Source organism: Kitasatospora sp. NPDC057015, assembly GCF_042673745.1.
Taxonomy (GTDB): Bacteria; Actinomycetota; Actinomycetes; order Streptomycetales; family Streptomycetaceae; genus Kitasatospora.
Genome location: NZ_JBHUSG010000011.1, coordinates 96843 through 112153, shown reverse-complemented (window position 1 = coordinate 112153; position 15311 = coordinate 96843). Strand labels below are relative to the sequence as shown.

General features: G+C 75.3%; 10 protein-coding genes. 8 read left to right on the top strand and 2 right to left on the bottom strand.

Annotation, left to right across the window (positions count from 1 at the left end; translation table 11 throughout):
• Positions 1 to 162: 162 nt before the first annotated feature.
• Positions 163 to 1491 carry a cryptochrome/photolyase family protein gene (locus ACFTWP_RS13760; protein ID WP_380264697.1) on the top strand — a complete coding sequence of 443 codons (1329 nt, stop codon included), beginning with the start codon at positions 163 to 165 and terminating at the stop codon, positions 1489 to 1491.
• A gap of 40 nt (positions 1492 to 1531) precedes the next feature.
• Here ACFTWP_RS13760 and ACFTWP_RS13755 read toward each other — a convergent pair whose 3' ends face one another.
• Positions 1532 to 3082, bottom strand: coding sequence for a hypothetical protein (locus ACFTWP_RS13755; protein WP_380264696.1), 1551 nt, complete (start codon positions 3080 to 3082; stop codon positions 1532 to 1534).
• Positions 3083 to 3236: 154 nt separating this feature from the next.
• The gene (locus tag ACFTWP_RS13750) at positions 3237 to 4844 is read right to left on the bottom strand and encodes an MFS transporter (protein WP_380264695.1); all 1608 of its coding nucleotides are present in this window, start codon (positions 4842 to 4844) and stop codon (positions 3237 to 3239) included.
• 216 nt (positions 4845 to 5060) lie between these two features.
• On the opposite strand from ACFTWP_RS13750, the gene ACFTWP_RS13745 reads away from it, so the two are divergent.
• From ACFTWP_RS13745 to ACFTWP_RS13715, 7 genes are all read left to right on the top strand, one after another.
• Positions 5061 to 5735, top strand: coding sequence for a TetR family transcriptional regulator (locus ACFTWP_RS13745; RefSeq protein WP_380264694.1), 675 nt, complete (start codon positions 5061 to 5063; stop codon positions 5733 to 5735).
• 124 nt (positions 5736 to 5859) lie between these two features.
• Complete coding sequence (locus tag ACFTWP_RS13740; RefSeq protein WP_380264693.1) at positions 5860 to 7173, top strand: sensor histidine kinase; 1314 nt, start codon at positions 5860 to 5862, stop codon at positions 7171 to 7173.
• The gene (locus tag ACFTWP_RS13735; protein ID WP_380264692.1) at positions 7170 to 7841 is read left to right on the top strand and encodes a response regulator; all 672 of its coding nucleotides are present in this window, start codon (positions 7170 to 7172) and stop codon (positions 7839 to 7841) included. Before ACFTWP_RS13740 ends, ACFTWP_RS13735 begins: the two co-directional genes overlap by 4 nt.
• Before the next feature lie 239 nt (positions 7842 to 8080).
• Complete coding sequence (locus tag ACFTWP_RS13730; protein ID WP_380264691.1) at positions 8081 to 9217, top strand: alpha/beta hydrolase; 1137 nt, start codon at positions 8081 to 8083, stop codon at positions 9215 to 9217.
• Positions 9218 to 9304: 87 nt separating this feature from the next.
• Positions 9305 to 10561, top strand: a complete 1257-nt coding sequence (locus tag ACFTWP_RS13725; protein ID WP_380264690.1) for an acyltransferase — start codon at positions 9305 to 9307, stop codon at positions 10559 to 10561.
• A 210-nt stretch (positions 10562 to 10771) separates the two neighbouring features.
• On the top strand, positions 10772 to 12664 hold the full coding sequence (locus tag ACFTWP_RS13720) for a galactose oxidase-like domain-containing protein (protein ID WP_380264689.1): 1893 nt from the start codon (positions 10772 to 10774) through the stop codon (positions 12662 to 12664).
• A 140-nt stretch (positions 12665 to 12804) separates the two neighbouring features.
• Positions 12805 to 15183, top strand: a complete 2379-nt coding sequence (locus ACFTWP_RS13715) for a Dyp-type peroxidase (protein ID WP_380264688.1) — start codon at positions 12805 to 12807, stop codon at positions 15181 to 15183.
• The last annotated feature ends 128 nt before the right edge of the window (positions 15184 to 15311 follow it).

Here is a 15311-nt window from a genome sequence, read left to right as displayed (position 1 = left end):
CTGCTCCGCCAGGTCCCGTGAGGGCCGGACTCCCCCGAGGGAGTCCGGCCCTTCGGCTTTCCGTCCGCCCCGCTCGGGCCGCCGCCGACGCACTGGTGTTCGCCGGGCGACGGCCGGGCGTGTCGGCCCCGGCGGCCCGCCCCGCGGCGGTAGCCATGAGGCATGTCCGTCTCCATCGCGCTCTTCACCCAGGACCTCCGGCTGCACGACAACCCCGTGCTCCGGGCCGCCCTCGCCGACGCCGACGAGGTGGTGCCGCTGTTCGTCCTGGACGACGACGTGGCCGCCACCGGCTTCGCGGTCCCCAACCGCACCGCCTTCCTCGCCGGCTGCCTGGCCGACCTCGACGCCGGCCTGCGCTCCCGGGGCGGGCGGCTGGTGCTGCGGCGCGGCCCGGTGGTGGCCGAGACCGCCCGGCTGGCCGCCGCCACCGGCGCGGTCTCGGTGCACGTCGCGGCCGGCGTGAGCGGCTTCGCCCAGCGCCGCGAGAGCGCCCTGCGGGCCGCCCTCGGTGACCGCCTCCGGGTGCACGACGCGGTGCTCACCGCCCTCGCGCCGGGCGCCGTCGCCCCCGCCGGCAAGGACCACTACGCCGTCTTCACCCCGTACCTGCGGGCCTGGCGGGCCGCCCAGCGCCGGCACCCGGTGGCCGCGCCCCGCACCGTCCGGGTACCGGCCGACGTGTCGGGCGACGTACCGGGCGGGCGGCCGCCCGAGGTCCGCCCGGACTCCCCCGGGCTGCCGGCGGGCGGCGAGAGCGCCGGCCGCGCACGCTGGTCCGCCTGGGAGGTCGAACGGTACGAGGAGGTGCACGACGACCTGGCGGGCGACGGCACCTCCCGGCTCTCCCCGTACCTGCACTTCGGCTGCCTGTCCGCCACCGAGCTCGTCGCGCTGGCCGAGCGGCGCGGCGGCGCCGGCACCGAGGCCTTCGTCCGGCAGCTGGTCTGGCGGGACTTCCACCACCAGGTGCTCGCCGCCCGGCCGGCCGCCGCGCACGCCGACTACCGGCCGCACGACGACCGCTGGCACCGGGACGAGGCCGAGCTGACCGCCTGGAAGGCCGGCCTGACCGGCTACCCGATCGTCGACGCCGGGATGCGCCAGCTCGCCCACGAGGGCTGGATGCACAACCGGGCCCGGCTGCTCACCGCCTGCTTCCTCGCCAAGACCCTCTACCTGGACTGGCGGGCGGGCGCCGCCCACTTCCTCTCCCTGCTGGTCGACGGCGACGTGGCCAACAACCAGCTGAACTGGCAGTGGGTGGCCGGCACCGGCACCGACACCCGGCCCAACCGGGTGCTCAACCCGCTCGCCCAGGCCAAGCGCTTCGACCGGGACGGCGCCTACGTCCGCCGCTGGGTACCGGAGCTGGCGCACGTCCCCGGGCCGGCCGTGCACCAGCCCTGGCTGCTGGCCGAGCGGCCCGACTACCCGGCCCCGCTGGTCGCCCTCGACAACGGGCGCTTCCAGCAGGGCCGGGGCCGGTAGCGCCCGGGCCCACGGGGGCGGGCGCCGCCGGCCGGACCGGTCAGCCCACCGGCTCCGGGACGCGGGCCCGCTCCTGCCGGGGCGGCGGCAGCGCGCCCTCGCCGGGCGCCTCCGGACGCGGGGCGCACAGGGCGGCTGCCGCGGCCACCACCAGGGCGAGACCGGCCGCGTAGATCGCGAACACCTGGTGCTTGACGCCCTCGATCGCCTCGCCGTACGCGGCGGTGAGGAACTGGGCCGCCGTGACGCCGGCCAGGCAGAGCAGCGCCGAGACGAGCGCGCGCCGGCGCGGGTGCTGCCGCAGCGCGCTCAGCCGCCAGGCCGCGCCGGTACCGAGACCCAGCACGATCAGCAGCAGCGGGCCGCCGCCCAGCAGGCGCAGCAGCGCGCCGAACACGGCCAGCCGCGACTCCTGCGCCCCGGGCGGCTCCCCCGCGTCGACCGGGTAGGAGCCGAGGTAGGTGGGCCGGGCCGCGTCGAAGTCCTCGACCGCGCCCAGCGCGATGTCGGCGGCGATGCCCGGGTGCGTCAGCAGGAAGCCGGCGATGGTGCCGTACGTCATCCGGTCCCTGACCTGCGGCCAGCGCGGGTCGTTCTGCGGCGGGTCCGGCGTCCACCAACTGCGCCCGGCGTACTGCGCGAAGTCCGCCGGCAGGCCCAGCTCCACCGCCGAGGCCGCCGGGTCGGGGCTCGACCCGAGCAGGCCGACGAAGACCACCTCGGTGGGGTTGATCACCTTGAACGGCTCGGTCTGCCACTGCAGGGTGACCACGCCGGTCACCGCGATCACGGCCGCCGCGCAGAACGGCAGCACCCGGCCGGCGAGCGCGCCGGTCGCGCGGCCCAACGGCACCCGGCTGAGCAGCAGCAGGACGACGAACGGGAGGGCCATCGTCACCGACTGGGTCTTCGAGGCGACCGCGAGCACCGCGCCCGCCGTGAAGACCAGCAGGCCGCCCAGCCGCGCCCGCCCCGAGCCGCCCAGGTGGCTCGCCCCCGCGACCGCCGCCAGGATGCCGAGCAGTCCGGCCGTCTCGCTGTAGGGCGAGGCCGCGTAGCCCGCGAAGATGCTGTCGCCGACCACCGCGAACACCGCCAGGCAGACCAGCGTCCGGGCGGGCAGGCCGCCGCGCAGCGCGCCCGCGAAGACCCCGACGGCGAGGCCGGCGAGGAGGCAGAAGAGGACGGCGAGCGCCCTCAGGTCCAGCTCGCCGGGCAGTCCGAGCCAGTGCCCGAGCGACCGGGCGAGCCACAGCAGCAGGTTCCCGCTGCTGCGGTAGGTGGCGAGCGGGTCGCAGCTGCCGGGCTGCGCGTGGTCGTAGCCGAAGTTGACGTGGCTCCACCAGGGGCTGGAGCCGGGGTCCACCCGCGCGACGGTCTCCAGTGCGCACATCCGGCGCGGGCCGTCGCCGTTGTCGGCCATCCCGACAGGGCCCGGCAGGAAGATCCGCGCGGCCATGAGCAGGGCCGTGGCCGCGCCGGCGGCGGGCGCGAACACCCCCGGGCGTCCGAGGAACGCGGCGGCCCGCCCCGCAGGGGGCCGCGGCGGATCCGGCGACTGCTTCTCTCCGATGGCATCGTGGCTGGTCATGCGCCTACCCCACCCCGAGCCCGGCCCGCGGGCAAGGCGCCACACCCGCGGCGGGCGGGTGATTCGACGGACCGTCAGATCCCGTTGCCGGCCGCCCCGGTGAACGCCGAAGCCCCCGGCGTCGCGGGCGACGCCGGGGGCGGACGTACGGGGGTCAGATGTGCACGGCCGGGCCGGCGTCGGTGGTGCCGCGCCGGGTGAGCAGGCCGAGCAGGGCGGCCGCGAAGGCGGCCACGGCGGCGACCGCGAAGGCGAGCGACATGCCGCTGACGAAGGAGTCGTGCACGGCCGTGGCCATCGCGTCCACGACCTGCTGCGGCGTCCCCGGCTGGGCCGGCGGGGCGAAGCCGAGCTGGGCGGCCTGCTCCAGGCCCTGCGCCTGGGCGCCCTCGACCGGCGGCAGCCCGGCCGCGGCCCAGTTGCCCGGCAGCACGTCGGTGACCTTGGCCGCCATCAGGGCGCCGAGGACGGCGGTGCCGAGGCTGCCGCCGACCTGCATCGCGGCCTGCTGGAGGCCGCCGGCGACACCGGACAGCTCCAGCGGGGCGTTGCCGACGATGACCTCGGTGGCGCCGACCATGACCGGGCTGATGCCCAGGCCCATCAGCACGAACCAGAGCGACATCACGCCGGAGCCGGAGCCGGCGTCCAGGGTGGACATGCCGTACATGGCGACCGAGGTGAGCAGCATGCCGACCACGATCGGGATCCGCGGGCCGACCTTGCCGATCGCGGCGCCGGCCGCCGGCGCGCCGACGATCATCATGCCGGTCATCGGGAGCAGGTGGACGCCGGCGTCGACCGGCGACATCCCGTGCACGTTCTGCAGGTAGAAGGTCACGAAGAAGATCGCGCCGAAGAACGAGAAGGCCATCAGGATCATCAGCAGGGTGCCCGCCGACAGCGGCACCGAGCGGAACAGGCTCAGCGGGATCAGCGGCTCGCGGGCGACCCGCTGCCAGAGTGCGAAGGCCACCATCGCGAGCACCGCGCCGCCGAGGAAGAGCAGCGTGCTCGGGTCGCCCCAGCCCCAGCTCGGGGCCTTGATGATGCCCCAGACCAGCAGGAACATCGCGGTCGAGAGCAGCAGGATGCCGGGGATGTCGAAGGACTTGGCGGCGTTCTCGGACCGGACGTCCTTGAGGACCCAGATGCCGAGCAGCAGCGCGAGCAGGCCGACCGGGATGTTGATGAAGAACACCGACTGCCAGGAGACGTGCTCGACCAGCAGGCCGCCGACGATCGGTCCGGCGGCGGTGGAGGCGCCGATCACGCCGGCCCAGATGCCGATCGCCATGTTGAGCTTCTCGATCGGGAACGCCCCGCGCAGCAGGCCGAGCGCGGCGGGCTGGAGCAGCGCGCCGAACAGGCCCTGCAGCACGCGGCAGGCGATCACCGTCTGGATGTTGCCGGCGAAGCCGATCGCGGCCGAGGTGGCGGCGAAGCCGACCGCGCCGACCAGGAAGGTCGACTTGTGGCCGAAGCGGTCGCCGATCTTGCCGGCGGTGATCAGGAACACCGCGAGGGCCAGCAGGTAACCGCTGGTCACCCACTGGATGTCGGCGGGCGAGGCCTTGAGGTCGGCCTGGATCACCGGGTTGGCGATGGCCACGATGGTGCCGTCGAGGGCGACCATCATGACGCCGACCGCGACGGTCAGCAGGGTCAGCCAGGGGTGGCCCTGCAGGCTCCTCCCGGCCGAGGACGCGTCGCGTGGCGGCGGAGCGTCCGCCTTCGCGTTCTTGACGACGGACTGGCTCATCTGGGGCCCTCCGGGGCGTGGACGACTCGGAACGTTGGCGCGGCGCCGCGGGCCCACCCGTCCCCACGAGTCGCACGGCCCGGCGGACGCCACTCCGGGGAGATTATGTCAGCCTCTGACATTCGGCAAACCCTGCCTTGTGTCTATGGCTGACATTTGTCAGAGCGCTATCGTTGGCCCTGACGCCCTGCCCACCCGCAGTCGGAAGGCCCCGCCATGGCCGCGCAGCTCACGACCCCCGCCCCCGACTCGGCCTACCGGGTCGTCGGCCTGCGCGAACGCAAGAAGCAGCGCACCCGGGACGCCCTGGTCGAGGCCGCCCACCGGCTCTTCCTCCAGCAGGGTTTCGGACACACCACCGTCGACGAGATCGCCGCCGCCGTGGACGTCTCCCAGCGCACCTTCTTCCGCTACTTCGCCAACAAGGACGAGGTCGCCCTCGCCGTGATGGCCGACGCCGAGGACTACTTCATCGAGTGCCTGCGCGGCCGGCCGGCCGACGAGGGCCCGATCCGCGCGCTGCGCGCCTCGATCGTCCAGTGCTGGCGCGACCTGGCCAGCAGCCGGCACGACGGGCCGAGCGGCGTCACCGCGGCCCTGGAACTCATGCAGCTGATCGAGGACACCCCGACCCTGCTCGCCGCCCACCTGCGCCGGATCACCGAGCAGGAGCAGGTGGTGGCCGGACTGCTCGCCGAACGCGAGGGCCTCGACCCCGCCGTGGACCTGCGCCCCAAGGTGATGGCGGCGGTCTTCGGCGGCGTGCTGCGCTCGGCCCACCTCGCCTGGTCCGCCCAGGCCGAGGACAGCGGCCCGGAGGGCATGATCCAGCTGATCGAACGGCACTTCGACCAGCTGGGCCCGGCCCTCGCCGGCGACTGGCGGCACTGACCGCCGCGCCCTGTCCGGTCGGCGCCCGCCGCGCGGTTCGCGGGGCGTCATACCCCGGTACCACCCGCCGGACCGTACTGCGGTCCGACGCCCCTCCCCCGCCGCTCTCCTAGGCTTGGGCCGCATGGACACCCCGCCCGCCGGACGCACCGGGGCCGCGCGGCCGACCGCGTCGGCCGCCGCCCTGGCCCGAGCTCTCACCCGGCCCTCCGCGGACCGCAGCCCGCTGCTCGCGCACGCCACCAACCGCTGGGTGCGCCACCTGCCGTACGTCCTGGCGCTCGGCGCGGTCGGAGCGCTGCTGCCCAGCACCGTCAACGTCCTGGGCAGCGACTACGGCCTCAACGGCGGCGTCGCCGCCGGACTGGCGGTGGCGCAGACCCTGCCGCTGCTGCTGGCCGTCAGCCGCCCGCTGCCGGCCTGGTGGATCATCGGCTCCGCCCACCTGCTGACCGCCCTGCTGCTGCTCTCCGCCGGCGGGCGGACCGACTCCGTCTGGCCCTGGCCGGCCACCTCGGTGGTCGGCTACTGCCTGCTGATGGTCCCCCTGGCGCTGCGCGAGCCCCGCCGCACCCTGCTCGCCGTCTGGCTCGCCACCGGCGCGGCCACCCTGACGATGTCCCTGATCGCCCCCGACGGGCGGTTCGGCGGGGACAACAGCCTGCTCGTCATCACCCTCTCGGGCGCGGTGCTGGCCTTCGTCGGCGCGCTGCGCGAGCGCGAGGAGGCCCGCCGGCTGCTGACCGCGCAGGAGCACATCAGCGAGGCCGAGCGCGGACGACGCACCCTGCTGGAGGAGCGGGCCAGGATCGCCCGCGAGCTGCACGACGTGGTCGCCCACCACATGTCGGTGATCGCCGTCCAGGCCGCCAGCGCGCCCTACCGGCTCACCGGCGTGTCCGCCGAGGCCACCGAGGAGTTCACCGCCATCGCCGGCACCGCCCGGCAGTCGCTGGCCGAGATGCGCCGGCTGCTGGGCGTGCTGCGCAGCGAGGACTCCGGCGGCGAGAAGGCCCCGCAACCCGGCGTCGGGCAGCTCGCGCAGCTGGTCGAGACGGTCGGCCGGGCCGGGGTGGAGGCCGAACTGACCGTCAGCGAGCGGGCCGCCGGCGCGCTGCCGCCGGCGGTGGACCTCTCGGCGTACCGGATCGTCCAGGAGGCGCTGGCCAACGTGGTCCGGCACGCACCCGGCGCCCCGGCCCGGGTCTCGCTGTCGGTGGACGAGGGCGTGCTGCTGGTGACGGTCGTCAACGCGGCGCCGCCGGGGCGGGGCCGGTCGCCGGAGCACGCGGCGGAGGGCACCGGCCACGGACTCGTCGGCATGCGCGAACGCGTCCGGCTGCTGGATGGCAGGCTGGACACCGGCCCGCTGCCGGACGGCGGCTTCCGGGTCGCCGCCGCACTGCCGATCGACAGCCTCCAGGAGAGCGCCCCATGACCATCCGGGTGATCATCGCCGACGACCAGGCCATGGTGCGGGCGGGCTTCGCGGCCCTGCTGGGCGCCCAGGGCGACATCGACGTGGTGGGCGACGCGGCCGACGGCCGGCAGGCCCTGGAGGTCAGCGGGCACACCCACCCGGACGTCGTGCTGATGGACGTCCGGATGCCCGGGATGGACGGACTGGAGGCGACCCGGCAGCTGCTCGGCCGCACCGACGGCGGCCACCGCCCGAAGGTCCTGATGCTGACCACCTTCGACGTCGACGACTACGTGTACGAGGCGCTGCGCGCCGGCGCCAGCGGCTTCCTGCTGAAGGACGCCCCGCCCGCCGACCTGATCGCCGCCGTCCGGATCGTCGCGGCCGGCGAGGCCCTGCTCGCGCCCTCCGTCACCCGCCGGCTCATCGAGGACTTCGCCCGCACCCGGCCCGCCCCGCGGCGGGATCCGAGGCTGCGGCTCAACGGCCTGACGCCGCGTGAGACCGAGGTGCTGGAACTGATCGCCCGCGGCCTGTCCAACCAGGAGATCGCTGCCCGGCTGGTGCTCGCCGAGCAGACCGTGAAGACCCACATCGGCCGCATCCTCGCCAAGCTCGACCTGCGCGACCGCGCCCAGGCCGTGGTGCTGGCCTACGAGTCGGGCCTGGTGACGCCGGGCCAGTAGGACCGCACGCCCGCCCGGGCCGGTAGGACCGGGCGCCGGCCCGGGCCGGTAGGACCGGGCGCCCACCCGGGCCGGTAGGACCGGGCGCCCACCCGGGCCGGTAGGACCGGACGCCCGCCCCAGCCTTCGGTAGTACCCGGGTACGACCCGGTGTTTGGCCCCGCGGAGTGACGCCCGCGGGGCCGTCGCCTTCCTACCTTCTCCCACGTCGCACCCACCGGACGAGGGAGAACGAATCCATGCTGCTGCGCCTCAGGCGGACCCTGGCCGCCGCCGCCGTCACCGCGGTCACCCTGCTCGGCGCCGGCGGCTGGGCCGCCGCCGACGCCCAGACGCCCGTCACCGGACCTCCGCCGGGCACCGCCGCCTGGCTCGCGGACACCACCCTCGGCGTCCCCCTGCCCGACCCGGCCGCCGCCGCGCCCGCCGAGGTGGCGGCCTTCTTCGCCGGCCTGCCGGCGGCCCAGCGGGACTCGCTGACCGTCCGCCACCCGCAGGTGGTCGGCAACCTGGACGGCGCGCCGGTGCCCCTGCGGTACCGGGCGAACGCACTGGCCCTCGCCGAGGAGGCCGGCCACGAGCGGCAGCGGGCCGCCGACCCCGCGCTGTCCGCCCGCGACCACGCGGCAGCGCGGGCCCGCGCCGAGCGCTACACCGGGCTGCTGGCGGACGGCCGCCAGGTGCTGGCCTTCGACCCGCGCGGCCGGGGCCAGGTGGCCGAAGTCCTCGGCGACCTCGGCACGGCCCGGCACACCGCCGTGGTGGTACCGGGCTCGGACATCGACCTGATGAGCTTCGACCGCGACCACGACCCGTACGGCACCCCCGCCGGGATGGCCCGCGCCCTGTACGGGGCCACCGGCCCCGGCACCGCGGTGATCGCCTGGGCCGGCTACACCACCCCCGTCGGGGTCGGCCCGGACGCCGCCACCGAGCGCCTCGCCGAGGCCGGCGCGCGACGCCTGGACCGCCTCCTCGGCGGTCTGGCCGCGACCACCTCCCCGGCCGCGCCCGCGACGGTGTTCTGCCACAGCTACGGCTCGGTGGTCTGCGGGCTGGCCGCCCCGGGCCCGGCGCTGGCCGGGAGCCTGGTGGTGCTGGCCTCGCCCGGCATGGGCATCGCCGACGCCTCCGCGCTCGACCCCCGGGTGCCGCTCTGGGCGACCGAGCGCAACGACTCCGACTGGATCGCCGACGTGCCGCACGTCTCGCTGCTCGGTCTCGGCCACGGCGCCGATCCGACCGGCGGCGGCTTCGGCGCCCGGCTGCTGAGCTCCGCCGGCTCGCACGGCCACACCGGCTACTTCGCGCCCGGCACCAGCTCGCTCGCGGGCTTCGCCGACCTCACCCTCGGCCGCCCGCCGGCCGGCCGGTAACCCGGGGCCCCTCGCCCGCACCGGCACCGGCCGATCCCACCACCCCCGCCGTCCCCGCAGTCCCTGCCCGGGCCGAAGGAGCCGTCCGTGAAGGAGCCACTCGTGAAGAACCCGCTCGTGAAGAACCCGCTCGACGCCCTGCGCCGCACCGCCTCCGCCGTCGACGCGCAGACCCCCGCCACCCGCGACCGCGCCCTCGACGGGCTGCGCGCGCTCGCCCTGCTCGCGGTGCCGTTCGGGCACTGGATGCTCGGCGGCCTGACCCTCACCCCGGACGGCGCGCTGCACAACGCCAGCCCGCTCAGCTCGCTCGGGTTCTTCGCGCCGGCCAGCTGGCTGCTGCAGATGCTCGGGGTGTTCTTCCTGGTCGGCGGCCACTCCTCGGTGCGCTCGCTGGAGCGGGCCCGGGCCCGCGGCACCGGCACGGCGGCCTGGCTGCGCGGGCGGGCGGTGCGGCTGCTGCGCCCGGTGCTCGGTGTCGCCGCCGTGTGGGCGCTGCTGATCCCGCTGCTGCACCGGACAGGAGTGCCGGGGGCGACGGTCCGGACCGGGGCGGTGCTGGTCGTCCAGCCGCTCTGGTACATCGCGGTGTACCTCGGGCTCACCGCGCTCACACCGTGCTGCCTGGCGCTGGCCCGGCGCCTCGGCGGGTGGTCGGCGGCGGCGATGGCCGGGCTGGTCGCCGTGGTCGACCTGCTGCGCTACGGGCCGTGGGGGTCGGCGATGCCCTCCTGGCTCGCCCTGGTCAACCTCCTGCCGGGCTGGATGTTCGGCTACCAGCTGGGTGTGCTGTGGGCGCGGGGCCGGCTCGGTCGCCCGGCCGCGCGGGTGCTGCTGCTGGGCGGGGGCGCGCTGTTCGCCGCCCTGCTGCTGGTGTTCCACTACCCGGCCAGCATGGTCGGGGTCCCGGGGGCGGCGCGCACCAACTCGCACCCGCCGTCGCTGCTGGTGCCCGCGCTGGCGGCGGTGCAGTGCGGGGCCGCCGTCCTGCTGCGGGAGCGGATCGGGCGGCTGCTGCGCCGGCCGCTGCTCTGGCTCCCGGTGGCGCTGGTGAACCTGTCGGCGATGACGATCTTCTGCTGGCACCAGAGCGCGATGCTGGCGGTGGCGGTGCCGGGCGGCGCGGTGTTCGGGGCGGTCCCGGGGCTGACCACCGCCCCCGACTCCGTCGCCTGGGTGGCCGGGCGGCTGGCCCTGCTGCCGGTGTTCGCCGGCGTGCTGGTCGTGATCGGCCGGTTCGCCCGCCGCTTCGACGGCCCGTGGACGTCGTTCCCCCGGGCCTGGAAGGCGGTGGCGGGCGCGGCGGCGGCCGCGTTCGCGGTCTACGCCCTCGGGGTGGTCTGACGGCGCGCCGGCCGACGGATCGTCACGGAGCGCAGTCGCCCGCGGAGGCCCGAACGGCTCATCCTTGACCGACCACCGGTCGAGTCGCATGCGAACCACCACGGGCCGTGATGATGTGTCACCGTCGGCCACCGGTTCGCGCGCTCACGCCCACGGTTCCCGCGCGACCTCCCCGCCGAGGCCCCCCTTCTCCCGCCCCCGAGGAGCCCCATGTCCCGCAGGAATCTCTCCGCCGCGGTGTCGGCCTGCGCCGTCGTCTCGGCCCTGACCGGCGCCACCCTGCTCACCACCGCGGCGCCGGCCCTGGCCCGTACCGCGCAGGTGCGCACCCACGACGTCCACCCGGCGGAGCCGGACGCCGCCCCGCACATCACCTCGCCCCGGGTGATGGCCGAGATGCGCCCCGACGAGGTCGCCTCGCTGGGCCAGGAGCACGCCGAGGCGCACGCGAGCGCCCGCGCGGCGATCCGCGGCGTCGGCGACTACCCGCAGACCACCCGCACCAACCGGCTGAAGGCGCTGACGGACAGCCAGGCGAAGATCAACGCGGGGTTCGACCCGGCCCTCTCCGGCGCCTTCAAGCAGTACTTCCCCTCCCCCGAGTTCGCCGCGCACATCGCCATGCTGCCGACCGGCAAGGTGCTGCTGTTCTCCTTCGAGCGGATCGAGACCAACCCGGAGAAGGAGCCGGCGCCCACCCAGACCATCGGCAAGGAGAACGCCGGCCGCGCCTTCCTGTGGGACCCGGCCAAGGGCACCGACCCCTCGGCGTTCACCAAGGTGACCCCGCCCGTGATCGACATGCCGGACGGGCTGGGCGAGCCGCGCCCCGCGCCGTTCTTCTGCGCGGGGCACTCCTTCCTGCCGAACGGGATGCTCGGGGTGTTCGGCGGCAACCTCGGCGGCAACGGCGGCAGCGGCGCCAAGCTGTCCCTGGTCTTCGACCCGTGGACCGAGACCTGGACCCGCAACCCGGACATGTCGGTGGGCCGCTGGTACCCCTCGGTGGTCACCGGGCCGGACGGCCGCCAGCTGATCATGTCCGGCCAGTCCGAACTGGGCTGGGGCACCCCGACGCCGGTGGTCGAGCGGTTCCCGGCCAAGGACTACCCCGTGCCGCAGACCAAGGCGGACCTGCCGCGCAACACCCCGGTGGACACCTTCAAGGCCTCCGCGCCGTTCACCCTCGACTACCCCCACCTGTTCTCGATGCGCGACGGCAACGTCTACGGCTTCGGCCGCCACCCCGGCGAGCAGTGGCTGTTCAACCCGGAGACCGAGAGCCGCAGCGACCTGCCGGCCCGGCCGGACGGCAAGAAGCGCAACTACGGCTCGGCGGTGCCGCTGCCGGGCGGCACCGAGGGCCCCGACGCCACCCTGCTGCTCGGCGGCGACCGGGACAACCCGGGCACCCTGCGGTTCTCGAACGGCACCTGGACGGCGGAGAAGTCCCGCGCCTTCGGCCGCACCCAGGACGACACCCTGCTGCTGCCGGACGGCACCCTGATGACCGTCAACGGCGCCTACGACATCCGCGACTACGGAAACGGCCCGTACAACCCGAACGCCGACCTGAAGTACCGCCAGACCGAGCTGCGCGACGCGCAGGGCAACTGGCGGCTCGGGCCGGTCCAGCGGCTGCCGCGCGGCTACCACTCCAACGCGGTGGTGCTCCCCGACGGCCGGGTGATGGTGACCGGCGACGAGCTGCAGCAGCTCGCCAACGACCCGGACATCAAGGACGACATGAACGGCACCATCGAGATCTACGAGCCCGCCTACCTGTCCAAGGGCAACCGGCCGGCGCTGGACCGGGTGCCGCAGAGCATGATCGGCTACAACGGCAGGTTCCTGGTGACCACCTCGACGCCGACCCAGGCCGCCCGGGCGGTGCTGCTCTCGCCGACCACCGCGACCCACTCGGTGAACACCAGCCAGCGCCACCTGGAGCTGCGCATCACCAGCCGGGCCGGCACCAAGCTGGAGCTCCAGGCCCCGCCCTCGGCGGCGGCGGCCCCGCCCGGGTACTACATGCTCTTCCTCCTCGACGACAAGGGCGTCCCGAGCACCGCGCAGTGGGTCCAGCTGGGCACCCCGTCCTGACGGTCCGCCACCGGAGCCTCCCGTACGGGGCGCACGCCGCGGTCCGCGCGCGCCCCGTACGAGTGAACTATTGGTTCGCTCACGATGAATCCGACTACGGTACGTAGCCGTACGACTACCCCGCCCACGGGAGAACACGCATGCCGACCGATCTGCGACTGCGCGAGAGCGACGAAATCCAGGGCGACGTCCTCGCCGGGTTCAAGAAGGACCACGTCACCCTGCTGTTCCTGAAGTTCGAGGAGGCCGCCCGGGCCCGGGCCTGGCTCAAGGCCCTCACCCCCCGGATCGCCACCACCCGTCAGGTGGCCGCCTTCAACGAGGCCTTCAGCGCCGCCCGCCGGGCCTCCGGCGGCGACGACCCCAAGTCGCTGAAGGCCGTCTGGACGGGCATCAGCCTCACCTACGCCGGGCTGCGCGAGCTGTCCGGGCGGGAGCCCTACGAGAGCGCCCCGACCGGCGGCACCCTGGAGGCCTTCAAGGACGGCTCCGCCAAGCGGGCCGGCGCGCTCGGGGACACCGGGGACAACTCCCCCGACAACTGGCTCTTCGGCAACGGCAGCACCCAGCCGGTGCACGCGGTGCTCACCGTCGCCGCCGACACCGCGCAGGACCTCCAGGCCGCGGTGACCGAGCAGCGGGACGCCGCCGCCCAGGCCCGGATCGTGATCGTCTTCCAGCAGAACGCCGCCACCCTGCTCGGCACCCGCCGCGGCAAGGAGCACTTCGGCTTCAAGGACGGCGTCAGCGAGCCGGGCGTCCGCGGCTTCGACCCGCCCTCCGAGACCGACCCCGAGCAGGTCGAGGGCCACCCCGGCACCCGGCTCGTCCCGGCCGGCGAGTTCGTCATCGGCGAGCCGGCCGCCCCCGGCAGCACCACCGACTTCCCCGACTGGGCCAGGAACGGCTCCTTCCAGGTGGTCCGCCGGCTCGCCCAGGACGTGCCCGGCTGGTGGGCCCAGGTCGCCGTCCAGCTCAAGGTCCTCAAGCAGGCCAAGGCCGTACCGCCGGAGGTCACCACCGAGTGGTTCGCCGCCCGGCTGGTCGGCCGCTGGCGCTCCGGCGCCCCCGTCTGCAAGCACCCGGACGCGGACGTGCCGTTCGACCCCGCCGCGTCCAAGGACAACGACTTCGGCTTCCGGGACGACCCCGACGGCCTGGTCACCCCGCTGTTCTCGCACCTGCGCAAGACCAGCCCGCGCGACGGCCTGCAGGAGCGGCCCGGCCGGCCGCCGCTGGACGCCGCCGTCCTGGACGGCCGCCGGATCATGCGGCGCGGCGCCCCCTACGGGCAGCCCTTCGACCCCGCCTCCGAGGGCCCGGGCGGCCCCGACGACCCGCGCGGGCTGCTCTTCGTCTGCTACCAGGCCGACATCACCACCCAGTTCGAGTTCATCCAGACCGCCTGGATCGACGAGACGAACTTCCCGCCCGGCCGCACCCCCGAGACCGGCGGCGACCCGATGGTCGGCCTGGACTGCCCGGTCAGCTTCGAGAGCCGGGCCGCCGACGGCAGCCGCAGGACGACCCCGCTGAGCTTCAGGCAGTTCGTCCGCACCGAGGGCTCGGTCTACGCCTTCGCGCCCTCGATCAGCCTGCTGCGCGGGCTCGGCGACGGCAGCCTCACGCCGCAGGCGCAGCCGGTGACGGAACCGTCCGGGACAGGGCAGACGGGGACGGCCACCGGGCAGCCGGCCGCCGGGCAGACGGGCAGCGGGCAGACGGCCACCGGGCAGCCGGCCACCGGACAGGCCGAACCGCTGCCGCCGAAGCCCCCGGCCCTGGTCATCGACGAGTTCCTGGCGGTGCCCGACCGGCAGCGCCAGGGCGGGGTCAGCGAGTACTGGGCGTTCCGGCAGGGCCAGTACCGCAAGATCTCGGTCGCGGACAGTGCCCACAACGACGCCCTGCTGAAGTCCGACGGGTCGCTCAGCGGCTGGAACGCGCTCCAGGGCGTCAGCCGGGTCGACGCCGTGCTGCCCGTCCCCGGCGCGCAGCGGACCGGTGGCAGGAGCCAGTACTGGTTCTTCCACACGGTCGCCGGCAAGCAGGTCTACCGGGGCGTCACGATCGCCGACGGCAGCGCGCACACCGACAGCCTGGACCACTCCGACCGCAGCCTCGGCAGGTGGGGCTCGCTGGCGGGGGTCGCCCGGGTCGACGCCTTCCTCCCCGTGCCGGACCAGCAGGGCAGCGGCGGCAAGAGCTGGTACTGGGTGTTCCACACCACCGGCGGCCGGCAGGTCTACCGGCTGATCTCGGTCTTCGACACCGGTCTGCACATGGACACCCTGGAGCGCTCGGACCGCGAGCTCGGCGCCTGGGTCTCGCTGGAGGGCATCACCCGGGTCGACACCTTCCTCCCCGTGCCGGACCGTCAGCGCAGCGGCGGCAAGAGCGAGTTCTGGGTGTTCCACGAGGACAGGTACCGCAGGATCTCGGTCGCCGACGGCAGCGGGCACCCGGACAGGCTGGAGCAGGCGGACCGCGCCGCCGCCACCTGGACCTCGCTGGTCTGACCGCGTCGGCGCCCCCGGCGGGGGGGGCGGGGGGCCCCCGCCGGGGCGGGCGCCCCCCCCCCCCGGGCGCGCGGGGGGCCGCCCCCGCCCGCGCCGCGCGCGGGGGGCGGACCCGGGGCGCCCACGGC